Consider the following 18,454-nt stretch of genomic DNA (forward strand, 5'->3'; position numbering starts at 1 on the left):
GTATCGTTTAATGATATATCGTTAAATGTAATATATCGTTTAATGATATAAAAGTCAATCTATTATTGGAAATTTTTTCAGAATTCGCTTGAGGAGAGGAAAAAAGAAAAATCCGGTCATGGAACGCTCTTATAATAAAAGCGTTCGATGACCGGAAGTTGTATGTTTTCTGTCATTCTATATGCTCGAGCTGTTGATTGAGCTTTCGTGATTCATGACGGAAATAGAGATAAAACCCGAGCCAGATCACTCCATACAGGACAAGAAAGACGGCGATGAAGAAGAGCAGACTTGTCAAGGTGAACGGCATCCATCCTACCCAGGCGCTGAGCGGAAAGAACAGGCACGTCACAATCAGGAAGTGGACGGCCGTCTGTCTGAAAAGGCTCCATGATTCGATTTCGAAAAGGAGCGGCGTGACGGAGAAGAACCAGCCGCAGAACATCGATCCGAGTGAATTTTTGATAAAGGGATCGGCTTGGAATACGGTGACATCTCCGAAGAAAAAGATGGCATAGGTGGTGAGGACCGAGAGGAATGCTCCGAAGAAGATGCCGATGAAACTGCGAAATAGAAATGTTTTCATTTGTTTTCCCTCCTGTTCTTATTCAATAGTTCTTTGATCTTACTGACGTAGTGTCTCGAGGCGTAGGTTTTCGCTCCGGACTTGAAATGGACGGCGAGCGTCCCGTGGAAGGAAGGCTCGAAGTGGCTGATTTCATACAAATTGGCAAGGACGGACTTCGACAACCGGATGAAGCGTCTTGATGGAAGCAATTGTTCCAGTTCATACAGTTTTTCCTTCATCGTAAACGTCCCTTTTTCGTTCTCTGCGACAACATGCTCCCCGGAAGTCTGGAAATAGTGGACATCCTCCGGTTTCAGGAGATGCTGTTTTCCTCCGAGCTTACCGGTAAGCAGGTCCGTTTTACCGGCTTTCAGGAAATCAAGCAGTTCTTTGATATCGTCATCAAGCTCGCTGCAGTGGATGGTCACCTTCGTCTCTTCGCAACCTGGGTCGACATCCAGTTGGATCTTCACATGCTCCACCTCCTTGGCTTTCTCTCTATGTTCTCAGTATAGGGAAACGAAAGAAAAGTGTCAGCACTCCTCCGGTAAGACGCACCTTATGGCGGATGAGCTGCAGCTATGAGGTGCCCTTCTGCTTCTCTTCCATAGATGTCTGTGATACCCTTTTTCTAGAAAATAAATGTTGTGGAGAGGTGTACCGTGGAATTAAAGAAAAGCAAGTATATAAAGACAGGGATGCTCCGTTTCGGCTTTCCGGCCGGAATTTTGTTTTTCATCGTCAATCAATTCACATGCGCGGGGGCGTAGGCTTTACGGTCGCTGCCTTGTTGGATTTCCTTATTACCGTCGTCCTATTTACGTTGGTGGGCGGCTTTTTCGGTTACGGGATATGGAAGGGAAAGAGGGATCAGCAGGAGACGGAGTAGAAGAAAATATTATTTTTGAAACGTTTATGAAAACTCTCCCGTAAATGCATAACAGAAAATGATGAAGAGGTGGGGCTATGGAACAGCGGTTGGAAGGATTGGCAGAACAGGTGAAGGAACAATTCGGTTTACGCGATTATACGCTCGCGCGGGAACACATTCATCGGAGGGTAGGTCCGAATCGGGAGACACAGTTTATCTACAGCATGGAATGGTTTCCGAGCGATTCGGATCAGGACGATGAAGATCTCAATCCGGAAGGGACGGCAAGCATCGAAGTCGATGTCCATACAGGGCAGCTGCAGCATGTGATTTTTGTAGGCGGGGTGACCCATGCGGAGTCGATTGTTCTGGATGATGAAGCAAAAGTCCGACGCTGGATCGAAACAGAGACCGGGGTAAACGTGGCCGAGCAGACGGAACAGGCAAGCGGGGAGATAAGAACGTATCAGTACCATAGTGTGATCGACGGGATACGTACGACTCCGGCTGGGACGATCGAGATCCGTCTTGATGAAGCAGGGAGGCTCGTGTTCTTCACCATACACGGACGGTTCCCGCAAAAGGAAGAGGCGGACGTGGAGTCCTTCGCCCTCACGACGGAAAAGGTGAAAGAGATTGTCATGGAGCAGCTGCAGCTGTTGGAATTCCCGGTGATGGAAAAGGAATGTTTCGTCTCTGCGTTTGCACTCGAAGAAATCTATGTGACCAATGACGGCAGGGAAACGCTTCCTTTTCAGCTCTTTTGGTCGGAGCAGAGGGTGGAACGGGACGAGATTTTGACTTACTCTTCTCCTCTTCGGGGGACGGTGGAAACGCAGGAAATCGATCTATCCGAAGAAGTGAGCCTGGAGCAGTTGGAAAAACAGGAGCCCCACCCGGACCTTGAGCCGCTGGAACCGGGTACGGTTGATCGGGTCGATAAGGCGATTGTGCGCTTCCTGCGGATGAATCATCCGGAAGACAGTGGGAAATGGCGCTGGAAGAACGTCTGTCGGGACCATGGTTATGTCGTCGCAGAGCTGGAGGAAGTGGAAAAGACGAGGACCGTTTTCCAAAGGAAGCTGAAGCTGTTCTTAAGCAAGGATGGTGGAGAGGTTCTTACCCATATCGACACGGGCGCATTTCTGGAGATGTTCGAGGCGTTCGAAGCGGCCGACACGGCGAAGTACACTAAAACAGAGGCGTATGAGCTCCTGAAAGATAAGCTGAAGCTCCGTCCGACGTATGTGCTGGACAGGACGACCGGCAGATACTGCCTTTGCGGACTGCTTGACTGTGATGATGCTGTATTGAGTCACTCGGGGGAAATCGTGCCGCTCGCGGATTTATAAAGCAACCTTCTTACAGAAAGAAAAAAACACCCCTACCGGATTTGGATGGGGTGTTTCTTTTATTCAATACACTAACCCGACGGCAGAGAATACGAATAACAAACAAAGGACGAGAATCGGCAGGTTGTATTCTTTTCTGATGATGGTAAGCAGGGCGAATATACCAAGGGAAATCGTCGACAGGGCACTCGCTGCGTAACTTGCAGAGACGGCGACGGAAAACCAATCCATTAAAATGGTTGCATAGACGAGCAGAACACCAATGACGAAGGAATATTTTTTCATAAGCAGGGTGGTACGGTCGACTGCTTTTGCCGGTTTAATAGTCACATTCCCCAGGAGATCGCGATTACTGATTTTCGTATATTCTTCATTCAGTCTCGGGTAAATCGGCTGCATATAAGGTGCTTTATTCTGAATCGAATCGAATCCCCAGGCGAGGCGTGTATCTCCAATCATATAGGTGGAGCTGTCTGTCGGCGGATCGACGGATGAGTAAGAGGGGGTAAGCTCCCGTTCCGGGTCGATGGAAAATACGACACGGTTTCCTTCTATACCTTCTTCGTATTTCTTTTTATTAGAGAAGACTCCGTACTTGATGGTCGCTCCGATATTGCGAAGTGGATGCCGGAAAAAGGTCCACATGGCGATGCTTACGTCCATGGGTGTCCATCCCTTCCCTTCAAGGAAAACCTCATTCCAGGCGTGCGGTTCATTCTTCCCCATCCAAGCCCCGACGAGCACTCTTGCCGGGATGCCCAAGGAACGGCAGTAGGAAGCGAGAAGCGCAGAAAGCTCTCCGCAGTCTCCTTTTTTTGAAGCTTTACAGTAGTGAACCCCCCGTTTGTTGAATTTCGTTGAGTATTTATAATGGTCACGGATGTGTCGGAAAAGAAGGCGTACTTTCGCATGATCGTCGACGGCGTCACGGACGATTTGTTGTGCTTCTTGCAGCGTCTCCTCATCAACCGGTATGAGAGAGGAGCTTCTGAGGAAGAAGGCTTTTTCTTCTGCGCTTTTTCCTACCGGGTCCCAATAACCTGCCTCCGCCTTCATGGAAAGCTGTGTATTTCCATCCAAGTGGAAGAAATAGAGATCCCCTAAGAAAGGATGGCTGGTACGGCGCGTGGGAGAAGCGCCGGGGAACGTGACATTCCGGCAATCGTCCGTCACAGAAAGCCAAACGTCGATTCCTTTGCTGCTTCTATTCTCGTATAAGAATTCGAATGTTTTTCGTTTCATGAAGCATTGCTCCCTTTTACGGATATTTTCTCAGGCAGCTTCTCCCGGAACCGCTTCATCCATGTCCAAGCCCGTTGATATTCCTTGTTGTTCAAAAGCAGGAAGTCCAGTCCTATCATGATGGCTGAGAAAGTGATCAGTCCCATGACGATGGCAATTCCGATATGGAACGCTATGATTCCTGCGATGATGATATACTTCGCATATTTGTTGAACAGGGCGAGTGGAAATGCCAATTTGATCAGGATGGAAGCATAGGTGAAGAATACGATGAAATACGTATTGCTTGTGAGAACGCCTTCCCAAAATTCGGAAGAGTATTGTTCTACCTGCAGAATATAGTAGAGCGCGGTTCCACTGTTCCACCGTTCGCCCATGATCTGATAGATTCCCGAAGTGAAATACATGATGGACAATTGGATGACGACGAAAGCAAGCCCGAAATTATGGATGATGGCAAACGTATCTTTCCATCGATCCAGGAACTTCGGCCGTCTAAGGAACGTAACGGAGAAGTACGCCGTAACATTCATAAACAGCATATAGAAAAGACACAAGTACAGGATGTTATCGCCGCCGTCGCTGATGAACGCATTTCGGTTAATGAGTGAAAAGGTGAACAGGAAATTCATGATTTGTGTGAATTTGCCACCGGTCCCGATCATGAACAAGAAAGAGAAAATCAAACCTGCATGAAACATGACCTCGAAATAGGCGGCACTGTCAGACAAGCCGTAAACCGAAAAAGGGAGCCGGTAGATCGTATTGTAAATATCGTTCGAAATGACGCCGCTGTCCGCCCAGTAGAAGTGTCTTAATGGATAGTTGATGACATAGTTGTAAACCAGGATCGCACCGAGGACGATCCTTGTCACACTCGCTCCGATTAAATGCTTAGGGGAGGTGAACCAGTCGATTATTCTATTCAGCATGTAGAGGGCTCCCTTCAGACGTCGTATGAATCCACATAGAAATAATCTCTCCATTCAAAATCGATGTACTGTGCTTCCCGTTTATAATCAGGATTGTTTCGCTCGGAATAAGGAACAGGAGAGACCTCCATGATCCGGACATTCACTTCCTTCACTTCCCCGGCATCCGTCAACAGCGGAATGGAGGAGTTGGCAAAACGGTACAGGGCGTCGATTTGTTCGCTGCGCTGTTGTTCAATGACCTCTTCATTTACGACATCGGTCGCTTCTTCTTCCCCGGTTTTCTTCCTGTAGGCCATGACGAGGTCATTAGGTCGGTAAATGCTGAAGAAAATCCCGGAAGGTACCCTCGCTGCGCGGTTAATGGCACTGAACCGGTTCTGTTGATTGGAATCGAGAATCGGGGTGGAGATATCGTTCCAATCCGATTCTTCTCCACTTTCCGTCCGGTATTTGACGAGGATCTTATGATTCTTCGATATAGGCTCCGGGGCAAATAAGTTCCAGTTTTGATAGAACAGCGGATCTTTATACTGGTTGATGGCTTCCCTGTGGGTGACGGAAACAGGGTTGTTCGGCCCGACGGAAAGACCGAGCATCGTAAAGTGGAAAACTAGAAAGATCGTTCCGGCTAGGATAAGTACGAGGTGCCCTGGCTTGTTCATGACGGCCTCCTTTATGTTATGGTAATGATTGACAAAGGTAACGAGAGAGGATGACGACATTGAAAAAGTTCTCCTATGCCGCTTTGATTGCTGCGTCCGTTTTGAATATGCTGATTGCAGGCGCTACGTTAGCCGGATTGTTCTTAGTGGACACTCGTAACGGATTGAACGGGACAGAGTATTGGCTGGTCGGTAACCAGGCGTTTTTAGTAGCTACGCTGCTTGTGTTCATCGGGACGCTTGTACTCTTTTATCTTTTAGCGAAAGGACGGCCTGAAAAAAGAATTGCACCCTGGTTCATCGCCGCCGGACTTTTACTGATCCTCACATCATTGGGATCCAGCTGGGTGACAAGTGCGCTTTTCTTTTTCGGCGGGTGGACAATTGGATCATCCGGGGAATGATGCGGGCTTCCTATGTATCTTTATGTTCCGCTTTCTCCGACCTTTTAAACCCAAGAATACTATAATTTGACATATAGACGGATGCATGAGAAGCTGTTAATTGTAAAAATACACCAAGGAGGAATTGCATGAAGTATAAGAAATTCGGAGCTATTGCACTAGCTGGGACTGTTGTATTAGGATCATTGGGAATGTCATCGTCTTTAGCCGCTTCGAATGAAGTAAGTCCGGAAGAGCAGAAGAAAGTCACAGGAGAAAATGCGGAAACCGTAGAGCCTGAAGCAGTACCAGCCATCGTCGGAACGGCGTTTCTGACAGGTGCAGCGGGTGCAGCAGGTGCGAAGGTCGGGGATGCTGTCGCTGACTTCGCTGTAGACAAGCTCAACGGTCACGAAAATGTTGACCCTGCTATTAAGGAAGATGCAAACCTTGATGTCATTTTTGACTGAAATACGAGCGATTAAGTAGAGATGATAATAGATAGAAAGATAGCCTGGCCCTGTTGGGTCAGGCTTTTTTTATGTATCGGGTGTCGTAGACAAGAGGACGGAAGCAGTCTTTATTCGCGTCTGTGCCTGGAGGCATATCTATTCCAAAGGTGGTAGCTGATCCAGAAAGCAAGAACGATGAGGAAGGAGTATTCTCGATAATCCTCCGGGAGTGTAAGGTAGGTGAGGACGGCGGCAAGGAGGAAGGGCGGCAGTAAAATCCAATATCGTTCTCGGTTTGTCCGTTTCTTCATAAAAGTCCTCCCGACTTTTGTATCTTTCCTTTATGGAAGCGTATCATATCGACGGAAATTTTGGAAGGAGATGCCATCTATAAGCCTTTCCGGCCTCTGCGGCTTCAAAAATATGTTATGATTTAAATGGATTCCAGTTGGTTAAACACTAAGTAATCCTGGAAGTAAGGGATTAGATAGATAGGGATAGATTCAGAAAGGGGATACATAGTCTTGAACGCGAAATATTTGGATTTACTTGCTCAGAAATACGATTGTGAAGAGAAAGTAGTGACAGAGATCATCAACTTGAAAGCGATCCTCAATCTGCCGAAAGGGACCGAGCACTTCGTCAGCGATCTGCACGGGGAATACCAGTCCTTCCAGCACGTGCTTCGGAACGGCTCCGGACGTGTGCGGGAGAAGATCATGGACTTGTTTGCCGACGATCTTACAGAAGAAGAGATCAACGAGTTCGCTGCCCTGGTCTACTATCCGGAAGAAAAAATCAAGATCATCAAGAACGGCTTTGGTAACAAGGAAGAGCTCAATCAATGGTATGCAGTCATTATCGACCGGATGCTGAAACTGATTTCCTATGCCTCTTCCAAATACACACGGAAGAAACTCCGCAAGGCCCTTCCGCAGCAGTTCGACTACATCGTCGAAGAACTGCTGTACAAAACGGAAGACTACTACAATAAAGAAGATTACTATAATAAAATCGTCCAGCAGGTCATTTCGCTCGGTCAGGCGGACAAGTTGATCATCGGGCTTGCCTATACGACTCAGCAGCTCGTCGTGGACCACCTGCACGTCGTTGGGGACATTTACGATCGTGGGCCGGAACCGGATAAAATCATGGAGACGCTCATCAACTACCACTCGGTCGATATCCAGTGGGGAAACCATGACGTCTTATGGATCGGTGCCTTCGCCGGTTCCAAAGTCTGCCTTGCCAACATCATCCGTATCTGTGCTCGCTATAACAACCTCGATATCATCGAAGACGTTTACGGAATCAACCTGCGGCCGCTGCAGAACCTCGCGGATAAATACTATGACGAAAATGCTGCGTTCCGTCCGAAAGTGCAGACCGATTCCAAGCTTTCGGATGATGAGATCGCACAAATCACGAAGATCCACCAGGCGATCGCCATGATCCAGTTCAAGCTGGAGAGTCCGATCATCAAGCGCCGTCCGTATTTCAATATGTCGAACAGGCTTCTTCTTGAACAGATGGATTTGGAGAACGAAGAGCTGACCATCAACGGCCAAGCCTATCCACTGGAGAATACTTGTTTTTCAACGGTCGACCCTGAAGATCCTGCCCGCCTCCTTGAAGAGGAGCAGGAAGTGATCGACAAGCTGTTGTTCTCCGTCCAGCATTCGGAGAAATTGGCCCGACACATGAAATTCCTCATGAAGAAGGGGAACCTGTATTTGAAATATAACGGAAACCTTCTGATTCACGGATGCATTCCGCTGGATGAAGACGGCAACCTGGAGAAAATGACGATAGAAGATCAGACGTACGGCGGCCGCGAGCTTCTCGATAAATTCGAGTATTATCTGCGTCATTCCTTCGCACATCCGGAGGAAACCGACGATCTCGCAACAGACATGGTCTGGTATCTATGGACAGGCGAATATTCGTCGCTCTTCGGGAAGCGGGCGATGACGACGTTTGAGCGGTATTTCATTAAAGATAAAGCGACACATAAAGAAGTGAAGAACCCGTACTATACGCTTCGTGAATACGAAGAGACCTGCCATACGATCCTTGAGGAGTTCGATTTGGATCCGGAGCACGGTCATATTATCAACGGCCATACGCCGATCAAGGAAATCGAAGGCGAGGATCCGATCAAAGCGAACGGCAGAATGGTCGTCATCGACGGCGGCTTCTCGAAAGCCTACCAGTCCACGACCGGAATTGCCGGGTATACGCTGTTGTACAATTCCTACGGCATGCAGCTCGTCGCCCACAAGCACTTCAATTCAAAAGAAGAAGTGCTGAGCAACGGGACGGACGTGCTTTCCGTCAAGCGACTCGTCGACAAGGAGCTCGAACGGAAGAAGGTACTCGAGACCAATGTCGGGGAAGAGCTGCTTCAGGAGCTTCATATTTTGAACCGTCTCATGCAGGAACGTTATATGAATTAAACAGACCCTCCGGCGAATACTTGCCGGAGGCTTTTTTTGTGTTTGGAAAAGTTGCGGAAATATCCATTGACTATCGAGGAGAATTCTTATATAAAGAAGACGATTGTAAAAAACATGACGCCTGGGTAAGGGTTTTTATACATAACGCAATCAGGTGGAAAGCGGGGAGTACATTATTCAGTTACAGCGAATCGTAGAAAGCAAAACGTTCACAAACTTCATTCTGGCGGTCATCCTTTTCAATGCCGTCCTGCTCGGTCTTGCGACAGACGAGCGGATTTACGCATCCTATGAGAATATCTTCATTCTTCTCGATATCGTCATCCTGGCGATCTTCACCATTGAAATCCTGATGAAAATAGTGGTCTACCGTCTGCGTTTCTTCCGAGATGGGTGGAACATCTTCGACTTTGTCATCGTATTCGGCACGCTTATTTTATACAACAGCCACTTCATCGCTGTCCTGCGGATTCTCCGGGTTCTCCGGGTACTGCGGACGATTTCTGTCGTTCCATCGTTACGCAGGCTGACGACCGCACTGTTCATGGCCATTCCGGCGATTGGATCGGTGACGCTCTTAATGGGAATCATCTTTTACGTCTATGCCATCATCGGAACGAGCTTCTTCGGCGAACTTGCACCGGAATATTTCGGAGATGTCGGGTTAAGCACGCTGACGCTTTTCCAAGTGTTCACACTGGAGAGCTGGGCAAGCGGCGTCTTCCGGCCGATCTTTGCAGAAGTAACATGGTCCTGGCTGTATTTTGTTTCGTTCATTATCATTTCCGCTTTCATCATCCTCAACCTTATCGTCGGGGAAATCGTCAATAATGCCCAGCAGCTGTCTGAGCATGCCGAAGAGGAAAGCAGGGATATGGAACGGATCAAGCAGGATCTGCAGGAATTGAAGCAGATGGTGAGAGAAAATGGAAAACATTGAAAGGCTGAGGGATTTCCCCCTCGGCTTTTTTGTATGCCGCACGTAACAGGAGTTCTTGTGTAAGGGTGTAGAAGAGATTCAGGAAATTTATTGAAACGAGAGGCTGTTTTTGTCGTATAGTTGAGTAGAAGGTTCAGAGGAGAAAGGGGTGGCTTACGCTGAGGCACTTGAAAGCATTTTTCGGTATCGATTTGATCGTCATTTTGTGGGCGGCTGTGATGGCGTACGTCCGTTGGGATATCCCGCTGTATCTGTGTGCGGGGATCGCTCTGCTCGCGCTTTTGCTTACCTATACATTTGCGAAACAGTTGGATAAGAGATCAGCTGACGTGGATGGGATAGAATCATGAAGGAGGATTTCTAATGCTGTTATCTCCAATGAGGAACGAAGAGTTTCACCAATACCGAGAGCTGTCTGTACGGGAATATGCAGAGGAAAAGGTGCGTGCGGGGAATTGGAAGGAAGAAGAGGCGCTGGAGAAGTCGGAGGAGCAATTCTGTCAGCTGCTTCCGGACGGCGTGAATACGGTGGATCATTACCTGTTCACCATGCAGGAGGACGGGGAAGCGGTCGGAGTGATCTGGCTTTACAGGCAGACACCTGAGAAAGGGTTCATCTACGACATTAAAGTGGACGAGAGTAAACGCGGGTTGGGTCACGGAGAGCGGGCGATGCGTGCGTTGGAAACAGAAGCAGAGAAGCTCGGGCTGGCAACGATCGGGTTGCACGTGTTCGGACACAACAAAATCGCCCGGCGCTTATATGATAAGCTCGGCTACATAGAAACAAATATTTCCATGGAGAAGAAGCTGCCACGAGATTCCTAAAAAGGAGAGGGAGTTCGAATGGAAAACCGGAAAGCCGTTCATCGAATGGTTTTCGATTATGGAAGCGGTCGTACGGATCGTTGGCGTTTGTTACATGTTTTTGATATTCACTCGACCGGAAATGCCGGGAGAAGGTTTTGTGCTGGCAGCCATCCTGCTGCTTTTAACGGGTGTCCGGGTGTTTAGGGCTATGGCAGAAGGGCGGAGGAAGTCGGCTGTGGCTGGATCAGGGTTTGTACTTTTCGTTGCACTGGTCCTTGTCATCGCTGTTTATTTGTAGAGAAGGAAGTGGAGTTCATAATGGTAAGATATGTCCTGCAGGCGTTGAATTACGGGAAGGTGGAAACGTTGACCTATGGCGGAAAAACGTTTGAATCCGCCATCAGGAAAGCGGCAGCGGAAGCTCCGGTCTACCTGACAAAGGTCGGTTTGGCCGGTGATGAACAGGCGTATAAAGATCATGGTGGAGAAGACAAAGCGCTCTGCCTTTATCCTTATGATTACTATCCTTATTGGAAGGATATCGTCAAGGATCCTCCAGAGACAGCGCTGTTCGGAGAAAACTTGACTTGTGTCGGATTGACCGAAGAGAAGGGACATGTCGGAGACGTCTATGCATTCGGGGAAGCTGTCATCCAAATATCCGAACCGAGAAATCCTTGTTATAAGCTGGCGGCAAAGTATGCGGTGCCTGATATGGTGCTCCGCATGAGGGATACCGGTTTTACAGGCTTTCTCTTCCGTGTGCTGAAAGAGGGGGATGTTTCCAGTGAGGACGTCTTACTTTTGATGGAAAAAGGGGACGTTTCGATTGCGGAAGTGAACGAAGTGAAATTTCACGACCGTTATAATAAAGAGAAGCTGAAGAGAGTCCTCGCATCCGAAGCGTTGGCGGAGAGTACGAAAGCCCCGCTCCGTAAGCAGTTAAAGAAGGCGGAAAGCATGGCCTGATGGAGGGGAAGGGTTGTGGAGAGAGATTTTTTATGAAGGTGGAAAATCGGAATTCCGGCCTGCACGAACCATTGGCTGCGATAGAAGAAGTGCATTTTAGCGGCTGTAGTATTTCCCGAGAAATGATTGGAATTCTCCCCGCTGAGAATAAAGAAGAGAGCTGTTTGCGAACAGCTCTCTTCTTTGTTCTTACATATACCAGACTTCATTATTCGTCGATGATATGGCGACGGCGCCTGCTTTGATCGCTTCTACGACATCTTCTTTCTCGCATACAAGGCCACTGGCGATAATGGGGATATGTACTTTGTCTTTAACCCAGCCGATTGCTTTCGGCATCATGCCGGGGAGGATTTCTATGAAGTGGGGGGAGGAGTTTGCAATCTGCTTATCGATGCTTTTAAAGGAAATGGAATCGACAAGAAAGAATCGGTGAACCGTATAAAAACCGTAATTTTTGGCGGCGCGGACCATTTGTGCTTTCGTTGATATGATCCCGTCTGCCTGGGTGTTTTCTTTTAGGAACTGCAGGGAAACTTCTTTATTCGATGTACCTTCCAGCAGGTCGATGTGCACGAAAGCAAGCTTCCCGTGGGTTTTCACTTTCTCTACAATCTCACCTACATTGATGATGTCACTATTCAGGATGAATATAATTGTACAATCCGTCTGGATCGCTTCTTCTAATCCTTTGTCATCTTTTACAGCTGCGATGACTGGATTTTCTTCCAGCGCTTCTTCGACATGATCTCTCATAATAGTCTCCTTATCCACATATTTCTCTTTTTATTATATACAAATACTAGTTTAAGTAAAAGGGGAGGGCTCCTTGGGAAGGGAATCATGTCCGAATTTGACAGTCTGTGTAACTATGCCTATACTTATAGACAGTTAGAGTTACTAGAGCCGAGAGAAAAGTAACTTCCTCCTTGGGGGAAGTATGCTTTTCTCTCTTTTTTTTGCTCGAAAACTGCTCAGGAAGGAGTGGAAGATATGGACATGACCGATTTTTCGATGGATTTCTTTTCCTTGAAGGGAAAGACAGCCATCGTCACCGGTGGAAATACAGGCTTGGGTCGTGCATTTTCTCTTGCCCTGGCGAAAGCAGGGGCGGACCTTTTTATTCCGAGTCTTACAGAAGACGATGGAACGACGAGGCAACTTATTGAACAGACCGGAGCCAAGATGGAGTTCATGGAAGTGAACTTGACGGAAGACGGTGCCGCTAAAAGGATCGTCGACCGCTGTCTGGAAACGATGGGCGCGCTTGATATCGTCGTCAACAGTGCCGGGATGAATACCGTAGCAGAATTTAACGAGTTCGGACGGGACAAATGGGATCCGTTGATGCAGGTGAATTTAACGGCAGCGTTCGAAATGAGTCACGAGGCTGCGAAAGTGATGATTCCGAAGCGTCAAGGGAAGATCATCAACATCTGTTCGGTGTTTTCCTACCACGGAGGACAGGGTTCTCCTGCCTACACGGCGAGTAAGCACGGTATTGCCGGACTTACAAAGGCGTATTGCGATGAACTGGCTCAGTACAATATCCAAGTGAACGGGATCGCTCCCGGTTACTATGCCACAGATATAACGGAAAACACACGCAATGACCCGGCAGCCAACCAGAAAGTGTTGGATCACACACCTGCCAGCCGCTGGGGCGAACCGGCTGATTTGATGGGAGCGACCGTCTTTCTGGCAAGCCGGGCTGCCGACTACGTCAATGGACACATCATGGCAGTGGACGGAGGATACCTTGTCCGCTGATTAGGGAGAAAGGAGCTGGGGGCGAAATGACGGAACGCTACATAATTGGAGTCGACGGAGGATCACAGAGTACGAAGGTGGTGATCTACGACTTGAAAGGAAACCCGGTCAGCCGGGGAGTACAGCCGCTGAAGCAGGTGGATACTCCCGAACCCGGGCAGGTGGAGCATCCGGGAGATGATCTTTGGGACTCCCTTGCTGCTGCATCGAAAAAGGCGATGGATCAGTTCTCCGGTGACAGGGAAGCTATCGTCGGAGTCGGGTTGTGCACGATCCGCTTCGTCCGCTGTCTGTTGAAAGCAGACGGATGCCTTGCTTCCCCAGCCCAAAGCTGGATGGATGAGAGGGTCTCCAAACCATATGAACAGGAAGATTCGGAAGTTTCCTACGTCACGACATCCTCTGGTTATCTCACGCATCGGCTGACTGGAGAGAAAAAGGATTCTGCAGGGAATTACCAGGGCCAGTGGCCGATAGATACAGATACGTGGGGGTGGAGTGAAGAGGATTCCTTGTATGAGCAATACAACCTGTCGAAAGACATGCTCTTTGACCTCTACCCTCCTGGAACCATCCTCGGCCATATCACGGAGGAGGCGTCTTTGGCTACCGGCATTCCGAAGGGGCTTCCGGTCGTTGCAACCGCCAATGATAAAGCGGTGGAAGCGCTTGGTGCGGGCATCCGCACACAAGAGACGGCACTGATTTCCCTGGGAACGTACATAGCGGGGATGGTGCACGGCGGTAGGCAGAATGTGAAGGAAGCAGAGAATTACTGGACGAACTTTTCTGCTGTACCGCAGGAGTATCTCTACGAAAGTGGAGGAATCCGGCGGGGAATGTGGACCGTCAGCTGGTTCAAAGAGCTGCTTGGTGAAGACCTCGTGAAAAAAGCGGAAGCGTCGGGGGTTTCACCGGAGGATTACTTAAACGCGGAAGCGGATTCCCGTGTCCCGCCGGGAAGTGACGGACTCCTTACCGTTCTCGACTGGCTGGCTCCTGCGGGGCAGCCGTATAAGAAAGGCATGATGATCGGCTTCGACGTCCGTCATACAGGTGCCCATATGTACCGGTCGATTCTTGAAGGGATCGCCCTTACGATGAAAGCCCACATGGATGCTATGTACGCGGAGATGGGAGAACGGCTGGAACGTATCATCCTTACGGGCGGGGGCTCCAACGGGGACTTGATGATGCAGATTTTTGCCGACGTGTTCGGTGTACCGGCAGACAGGAATGTGATCAACGGTTCCGCCAGCCTCGGGTCAGCGATTAATACATCCGTTGCGCTGGGGATCTACGAGAACTACGACCAGGCGATAACGGAGATGGTGAAGGTCAAAGACAGTTTTTCGCCGGACATGGACACGCACGATTTTTATACGCGGTTTAATGAAGAAGTGTACCAGCAAATAACGGCACATACAGACCCGGTTTTGAAGCAGGCGCATGCCTTTTTCAACCGGTAAGAAGCTGCCGTTTTCTATAAATCTATCAATTTAAGATGAGGAGTTTTAACTATGGCATTGACAAGAGAACAGATTGTAAAGGACATCCAGGCATTTATTGCAGAAGACAGGGTCATTACAGAAGAAGAAGTGTTGAAAGAAAACAGTGTGGACCGTTTCCGTAAATATGAAACGATTCACGGGATCTACACGCAGCCGCTTCCTGCTGCTGTCGTCAAAGTGAAAGATGAGCAGGAAGTATCCGATCTCCTTCGTTATATGAATGACAACGGTATTAACGCTGTACCTCGTACCGGCGGTTCTGCTACGGAAGGTGGTCTGGAGACGGCTGTGGAGAATTCCATCGTCATCGATGGATCAGGAATGGATGAGATTGTAAGCATCGATCCGTACGATATGCTGGCGACCGTCAAATGCGGCGTTCCATTAGAAGTGTTGGAGGATAAGCTTAGGGAACAAGGGTTGACGACGGGCCACTCTCCGCAGTCGAAGCCGCTCGCTCAAATGGGCGGACTGGTAGCGACGCGTAGTATCGGCCAGCTTTCTACTTTGTACGGTGGCATTGAAGACATGGTGATCGGTCTGGAAGCGGTATTTCCGAATGGCGAAGTGACAAAAATCAGAAACATCCCGCGTCGCGCGGCAGGACCTGATATTCGTCATGTCATCATCGGCAACGAAGGAGCCCTTTGCTACATTACGGAAGTGACCGTGAAGGTCTTCAAGTATCAGCCGGATAACAACCGCTACTTCGGGTACTTATTGGATGATATGAAGAAAGGATTTGAAATTCTACGGGAAGTGATGGTGCAGGGGTACCGTCCGTCTGTGGCCCGGCTGTACGATCCGGAAGATGGAGCGGATCATTTTGATTTCTCGAAAGGTAAATGTGTCCTTATCTTCATGGCGGAAGGTCCGAAGGCTTTGGCAGAAGTGACGGGAGCAGCTATTGAAGAAATCGTCAGCGAGCACGGGCCGGCGGAACAAGTGGAAAGCCGTTTGATTCAGAACTGGTTCGAGAACCTGAACTGGGACCCGGCAAAAGTGCTGGAAGAGAGAAAAGAAATCAAAGAGACGAACAATATCGGATTTACGACAGAAGTATCAGGGACATGGGGCGTCATTCATGATATTTATGAGCGGTGCATCAAACGCGTGCGGGAAGAGATTCCTCACATTACTATGCTCGGCGGTCACTCCTCGCACAGTTACATGAACGGTACGAATATGTATTTCGTTTATTATTACGACCTTGTTGACATTAAGCCGGAAGAAGAAATCACCAAATATCATTATCCGATCAACAAGATCATTGTAGAAGAAACGATCAAGGCGGGCGGTTCCATGGTCCACCACCATGGTGTCGGAAAGCACAGAACCCCATGGATCAAAGAGGAATATGGTTCTTCCTATTATATTTTGGAAACGCTCAAGCAGGCATTTGACCCGAAAGGCATCATGAATAAAGGGACAATCTTCCCGAAAGAAGATAAGTAAATGCTTCTTCTCTAAATGTAGTCGACTGCCGGACCGGAATAAGAACCGGTCCGGCGGTGTCTGCATTTTTATAATGACGAAACGGCAGAGGGAAGTCTGCTGAAACATAGAAAACCTGTTGAAAACAAGGAGGAAAAATATGAGTAGCAAAAAAAGGGTGCGGATTCGTCCGCTGGTATTTTTGCCAGCCTTTGTATTACTCTTACTTACGATTATATTAAACTTTGTCAGCTATGATTGGTTTTTACACGTTACGACCGTCGCCAAAAACTTCATGACGCAGGAGCTCGGCTGGGTGTACAGTCTTGCAGGCGTCGCTTGTGTTATCCTGATTATCTTCGCGTACTTCTCTCCACTTGGAAACGTGAAGATCGGGGGAGCAGAGGCGAAGCCTTTACTTAGAAAGAAAACATGGTTTGCCATCACGTTGACAACGACGATCGCTGCCGGAATTTTGTTTTGGGGAACAGCAGAGCCGATTTCTCACTTCACCTCTCCTCCACAATCGCTTGGGATTGAGCCGATGTCTGCGGAGGCGGCCATTTTTGCAATGGAAACGCTCTATCTGCACTGGACATTCATCCCGTATGCGTTCTATTCCATCCCTACCATCGTGTTTGCCTTCGCTTATTACAACATGAAGCGCTCCTTTAGTGTAGGCTCGCAAATTTCGCCGGCTCTCAGGAATTACAATCAAGATAAAATCAACACGGTCGTCGATGCGGTGATCCTTTTTGCAGTAGCCGCGGCCATTGCTTCCTCCTTCGGTACGTCCGTAATGAATATGGGCGGAGGAATCAACTCGCTGTTCGGCATTGATAATGATAAATCGCTCTGGGTCGTCATCACCATCATCGGGACCATTGCCTTCATCGTCTCTTCCAGTACGGGTCTGATGAAGGGAATCCGGGTGCTGGCTGACTTTAATATCTACTTGTACTACATCATCATAGCTGCGCTGATTATTCTCGGTCCGACCGTCTTCATGTTCAGTATGGGAACGGAAAGCTTTGGAGGGTTCCTGTCGAACTTCTTTGATAAAGCACTGTTCACCGGAGAAACAGCGAACGACGATTGGGCAAGCGGCTGGACGACCTTCTATTGGTCGAACTGGATGGCCTGGGCTCCTGTAACAGCTGTTTTCCTGGCAAGGATCGCCTACGGATATACGGTCAAAGAAGTCATAATGATGAACTTCGTCATCCCCGGCTTTTTCAGTGTCCTATGGATGACGGTGCTGGGTGGAACCGCCCTTAATTTCCAAATGACGGGGAAGGTTGATCTGGCGGAAGTGATTGCTGAACAGGGAACAGGGGCAGCCGGTTACGCTGTTTTAAGTGAGCTGCCGTTTGCAAGTGTTCTGATTATCATCTACCTGCTTGCTGTCATGATTTCATTTGTCACGGCAACAGATTCGACGACGAATGCGATGGCAAGCATCAGTTCCACCGGGATAACCGAGGGGTCCCAGGAAGCTCCTGTCTTCATCAAAGTGACGTGGGGTGTGATTGTAGGTGCTGTTGCGCTGATTTTCATTTCCACCCTTGGGTTGGACGGGATTCGGACGCTTTCTTATCTGGGTGGGTTTCCGGCTCTCTTCCTCGGTGTATTGAGCTTGATTTCGTTAATGGTCATTATGAAAAATCCGAAGAAATTTGATCGTCATTCTTCAGATAGACAATAAAGGGAAAAGCCGGCAGATTGCCGGCTTTTTTTTAATGAAAAGGCTTAGTTAAAGTTTGTTGTTGATATTTGAACAATTAGAACAAGTGTCCTTGGTTCAAGCGTCTATATCTAATGGGAAAGTCTTTTTAAATTGTTCAAAAAACCCTGTATAGGCTAGCAAAGAGTTTTGTATTAGTCATTGGTACTTCGTTCGTTATATTGGGTGCTTGGGTGATATAAGCGTTACGGTTACCTCGGATTCATATCGTACGTAAACGGGGGCAATAGCTGAAAATTATATAGTTAATCTTCAGCTATTTCTTTTATTCAAGAACGCAGTTGTCTAGAAGACAAAATTTCGAAGTATTTTTAAAAAGGTACTCTTTATCCATTGTGTTGAAAATGAATTGTTA

21 protein-coding genes are annotated in these 18,454 nt (G+C 48.3%); 14 read left to right on the top strand and 7 right to left on the bottom strand.

The genetic code is table 11. The annotated features are described in order from the left end of the window. Window positions 1–172 precede the first annotated feature (172 nt). Together M662_RS06665 and M662_RS06670 are read right to left on the bottom strand one after the other, a co-directional pair. The gene (locus M662_RS06665; RefSeq protein WP_026578441.1) at window positions 173–586 is read right to left on the bottom strand and encodes a DUF3021 domain-containing protein; all 414 of its coding nucleotides are present in this window, start codon (window positions 584–586) and stop codon (window positions 173–175) included. Further along, window positions 583–1,041, bottom strand: coding sequence for a LytTR family DNA-binding domain-containing protein (locus M662_RS06670; protein ID WP_026578442.1), 459 nt, complete (start codon window positions 1,039–1,041; stop codon window positions 583–585). Before M662_RS06670 ends, M662_RS06665 begins: the two co-directional genes overlap by 4 nt. Before the next feature lie 182 nt (window positions 1,042–1,223). On the opposite strand from M662_RS06670, the gene M662_RS06675 reads away from it, so the two are divergent. Both M662_RS06675 and M662_RS06680 read left to right on the top strand, forming a co-directional pair. Then, a complete protein-coding gene (locus tag M662_RS06675; RefSeq protein ID WP_026578443.1) occupies window positions 1,224–1,457 on the top strand; it encodes a hypothetical protein in 234 nt (77 codons plus the stop codon). 77 nt (window positions 1,458–1,534) lie between these two features. Next, window positions 1,535–2,791 (top strand): hypothetical protein, encoded by a 1,257-nt coding sequence (locus tag M662_RS06680; protein WP_026578444.1) that lies wholly within the window; start codon window positions 1,535–1,537, stop codon window positions 2,789–2,791. A 63-nt stretch (window positions 2,792–2,854) separates the two neighbouring features. Here M662_RS06680 and M662_RS06685 read toward each other — a convergent pair whose 3' ends face one another. From M662_RS06685 to M662_RS06695, 3 genes are read right to left on the bottom strand one after another with little or no spacing between them, the layout of a single operon-like run. Then, the gene (locus M662_RS06685; protein ID WP_026578445.1) at window positions 2,855–4,033 is read right to left on the bottom strand and encodes a transglutaminase-like domain-containing protein; all 1,179 of its coding nucleotides are present in this window, start codon (window positions 4,031–4,033) and stop codon (window positions 2,855–2,857) included. Continuing rightward, window positions 4,030–4,965, bottom strand: a complete 936-nt coding sequence (locus tag M662_RS06690) for a hypothetical protein (RefSeq protein ID WP_026578446.1) — start codon at window positions 4,963–4,965, stop codon at window positions 4,030–4,032. Before M662_RS06690 ends, M662_RS06685 begins: the two co-directional genes overlap by 4 nt. 14 nt (window positions 4,966–4,979) lie before the next feature. Continuing rightward, window positions 4,980–5,630, bottom strand: a complete 651-nt coding sequence (locus M662_RS06695; RefSeq protein ID WP_152522233.1) for a DUF5819 family protein — start codon at window positions 5,628–5,630, stop codon at window positions 4,980–4,982. A 50-nt stretch (window positions 5,631–5,680) separates the two neighbouring features. Between M662_RS06695 and M662_RS06700 the strand changes: the two genes are divergently transcribed. Both M662_RS06700 and M662_RS06705 read left to right on the top strand, forming a co-directional pair. Continuing rightward, window positions 5,681–6,034, top strand: a complete 354-nt coding sequence (locus M662_RS06700) for a hypothetical protein (RefSeq protein ID WP_008638063.1) — start codon at window positions 5,681–5,683, stop codon at window positions 6,032–6,034. 128 nt (window positions 6,035–6,162) lie between these two features. Next, window positions 6,163–6,483 (top strand): hypothetical protein, encoded by a 321-nt coding sequence (locus M662_RS06705; RefSeq protein ID WP_008638064.1) that lies wholly within the window; start codon window positions 6,163–6,165, stop codon window positions 6,481–6,483. A 110-nt stretch (window positions 6,484–6,593) separates the two neighbouring features. Here the strand turns inward: M662_RS06705 and M662_RS06710 are convergent, their stop codons facing one another. Continuing rightward, entirely contained in the window at window positions 6,594–6,776 is a 183-nt protein-coding gene (locus M662_RS06710) for a hypothetical protein (RefSeq protein ID WP_026578449.1), read from the bottom strand. 213 nt (window positions 6,777–6,989) lie between these two features. On the opposite strand from M662_RS06710, the gene M662_RS06715 reads away from it, so the two are divergent. The 6 genes from M662_RS06715 (at window position 6,990) to M662_RS06740 (ending at window position 11,640) form a co-directional block, all read left to right on the top strand. Continuing rightward, window positions 6,990–8,921, top strand: coding sequence for a fructose-1,6-bisphosphatase (locus M662_RS06715; protein WP_026578450.1), 1,932 nt, complete (start codon window positions 6,990–6,992; stop codon window positions 8,919–8,921). 154 nt (window positions 8,922–9,075) lie between these two features. Then, window positions 9,076–9,861: an ion transporter gene (locus M662_RS06720; RefSeq protein WP_026578451.1), complete on the top strand. Its 786-nt coding sequence runs from the start codon at window positions 9,076–9,078 to the stop codon at window positions 9,859–9,861. Window positions 9,862–10,028: 167 nt separating this feature from the next. Then, the gene (locus M662_RS06725; RefSeq protein WP_026578452.1) at window positions 10,029–10,211 is read left to right on the top strand and encodes a hypothetical protein; all 183 of its coding nucleotides are present in this window, start codon (window positions 10,029–10,031) and stop codon (window positions 10,209–10,211) included. A gap of 13 nt (window positions 10,212–10,224) precedes the next feature. Next, window positions 10,225–10,689: a GNAT family N-acetyltransferase gene (locus M662_RS06730; protein ID WP_026578453.1), complete on the top strand. Its 465-nt coding sequence runs from the start codon at window positions 10,225–10,227 to the stop codon at window positions 10,687–10,689. 58 nt (window positions 10,690–10,747) lie between these two features. After that, entirely contained in the window at window positions 10,748–10,969 is a 222-nt protein-coding gene (locus M662_RS06735) for a hypothetical protein (RefSeq protein ID WP_026578454.1), read from the top strand. A gap of 20 nt (window positions 10,970–10,989) precedes the next feature. After that, the gene (locus M662_RS06740; protein ID WP_026578455.1) at window positions 10,990–11,640 is read left to right on the top strand and encodes an MOSC domain-containing protein; all 651 of its coding nucleotides are present in this window, start codon (window positions 10,990–10,992) and stop codon (window positions 11,638–11,640) included. A 189-nt stretch (window positions 11,641–11,829) separates the two neighbouring features. On the opposite strand, the gene M662_RS06745 is transcribed toward M662_RS06740, so the two are convergent. Further along, window positions 11,830–12,396 carry a glycerol-3-phosphate responsive antiterminator gene (locus M662_RS06745; protein WP_008638075.1) on the bottom strand — a complete coding sequence of 189 codons (567 nt, stop codon included), beginning with the start codon at window positions 12,394–12,396 and terminating at the stop codon, window positions 11,830–11,832. Between the two features lie 237 nt (window positions 12,397–12,633). Here M662_RS06745 and M662_RS06750 point away from each other — a divergent pair, with 237 nt between their 5' ends. The 4 genes from M662_RS06750 to M662_RS06765 all read left to right on the top strand — a co-directional run bounded on the left by M662_RS06750 (window position 12,634) and on the right by M662_RS06765 (window position 18,060). After that, entirely contained in the window at window positions 12,634–13,410 is a 777-nt protein-coding gene (locus M662_RS06750; RefSeq protein ID WP_008638076.1) for an SDR family oxidoreductase, read from the top strand. Window positions 13,411–13,436: 26 nt separating this feature from the next. Beyond that, complete coding sequence (locus M662_RS06755; RefSeq protein WP_026578456.1) at window positions 13,437–14,879, top strand: FGGY-family carbohydrate kinase; 1,443 nt, start codon at window positions 13,437–13,439, stop codon at window positions 14,877–14,879. 51 nt (window positions 14,880–14,930) lie between these two features. After that, a complete protein-coding gene (locus M662_RS06760; protein WP_026578457.1) occupies window positions 14,931–16,376 on the top strand; it encodes an FAD-binding oxidoreductase in 1,446 nt (481 codons plus the stop codon). 139 nt (window positions 16,377–16,515) lie between these two features. Further along, complete coding sequence (locus M662_RS06765; protein ID WP_008638082.1) at window positions 16,516–18,060, top strand: BCCT family transporter; 1,545 nt, start codon at window positions 16,516–16,518, stop codon at window positions 18,058–18,060. The last annotated feature ends 394 nt before the right edge of the window (window positions 18,061–18,454 follow it).

The sequence above is a fragment of the Bacillus sp. SB49 genome, from assembly GCF_000469135.2.
GTDB lineage: Bacteria > Bacillota > Bacilli > Bacillales > Halobacillaceae > Halobacillus.

Excerpts from the sequence above, each read along its gene's own strand:
- M662_RS06665 (WP_026578441.1), bottom strand. The coding sequence starts at position 586 with ATGAAAACATTTCTATTTCGCAGTTTCATCGGCATCTTCTTCGGAGCA.
- M662_RS06680 (WP_026578444.1), top strand. The coding sequence starts at position 1,535 with ATGGAACAGCGGTTGGAAGGATTGGCAGAACAGGTGAAGGAACAATTC.
- M662_RS06685 (WP_026578445.1), bottom strand. The coding sequence starts at position 4,033 with ATGAAACGAAAAACATTCGAATTCTTATACGAGAATAGAAGCAGCAAA.
- M662_RS06690 (WP_026578446.1), bottom strand. The coding sequence starts at position 4,965 with ATGCTGAATAGAATAATCGACTGGTTCACCTCCCCTAAGCATTTAATC.
- M662_RS06695 (WP_152522233.1), bottom strand. The coding sequence starts at position 5,630 with ATGAACAAGCCAGGGCACCTCGTACTTATCCTAGCCGGAACGATCTTT.
- M662_RS06700 (WP_008638063.1), top strand. The coding sequence starts at position 5,681 with ATGACGACATTGAAAAAGTTCTCCTATGCCGCTTTGATTGCTGCGTCC.
- M662_RS06705 (WP_008638064.1), top strand. The coding sequence starts at position 6,163 with ATGAAGTATAAGAAATTCGGAGCTATTGCACTAGCTGGGACTGTTGTA.
- M662_RS06710 (WP_026578449.1), bottom strand. The coding sequence starts at position 6,776 with ATGAAGAAACGGACAAACCGAGAACGATATTGGATTTTACTGCCGCCC.
- M662_RS06730 (WP_026578453.1), top strand. The coding sequence starts at position 10,225 with ATGCTGTTATCTCCAATGAGGAACGAAGAGTTTCACCAATACCGAGAG.
- M662_RS06735 (WP_026578454.1), top strand. The coding sequence starts at position 10,748 with ATGGAAGCGGTCGTACGGATCGTTGGCGTTTGTTACATGTTTTTGATA.
- M662_RS06740 (WP_026578455.1), top strand. The coding sequence starts at position 10,990 with ATGGTAAGATATGTCCTGCAGGCGTTGAATTACGGGAAGGTGGAAACG.
- M662_RS06745 (WP_008638075.1), bottom strand. The coding sequence starts at position 12,396 with ATGAGAGATCATGTCGAAGAAGCGCTGGAAGAAAATCCAGTCATCGCA.
- M662_RS06750 (WP_008638076.1), top strand. The coding sequence starts at position 12,634 with ATGGACATGACCGATTTTTCGATGGATTTCTTTTCCTTGAAGGGAAAG.
- M662_RS06755 (WP_026578456.1), top strand. The coding sequence starts at position 13,437 with ATGACGGAACGCTACATAATTGGAGTCGACGGAGGATCACAGAGTACG.
- M662_RS06760 (WP_026578457.1), top strand. The coding sequence starts at position 14,931 with ATGGCATTGACAAGAGAACAGATTGTAAAGGACATCCAGGCATTTATT.
- M662_RS06765 (WP_008638082.1), top strand. The coding sequence starts at position 16,516 with ATGAGTAGCAAAAAAAGGGTGCGGATTCGTCCGCTGGTATTTTTGCCA.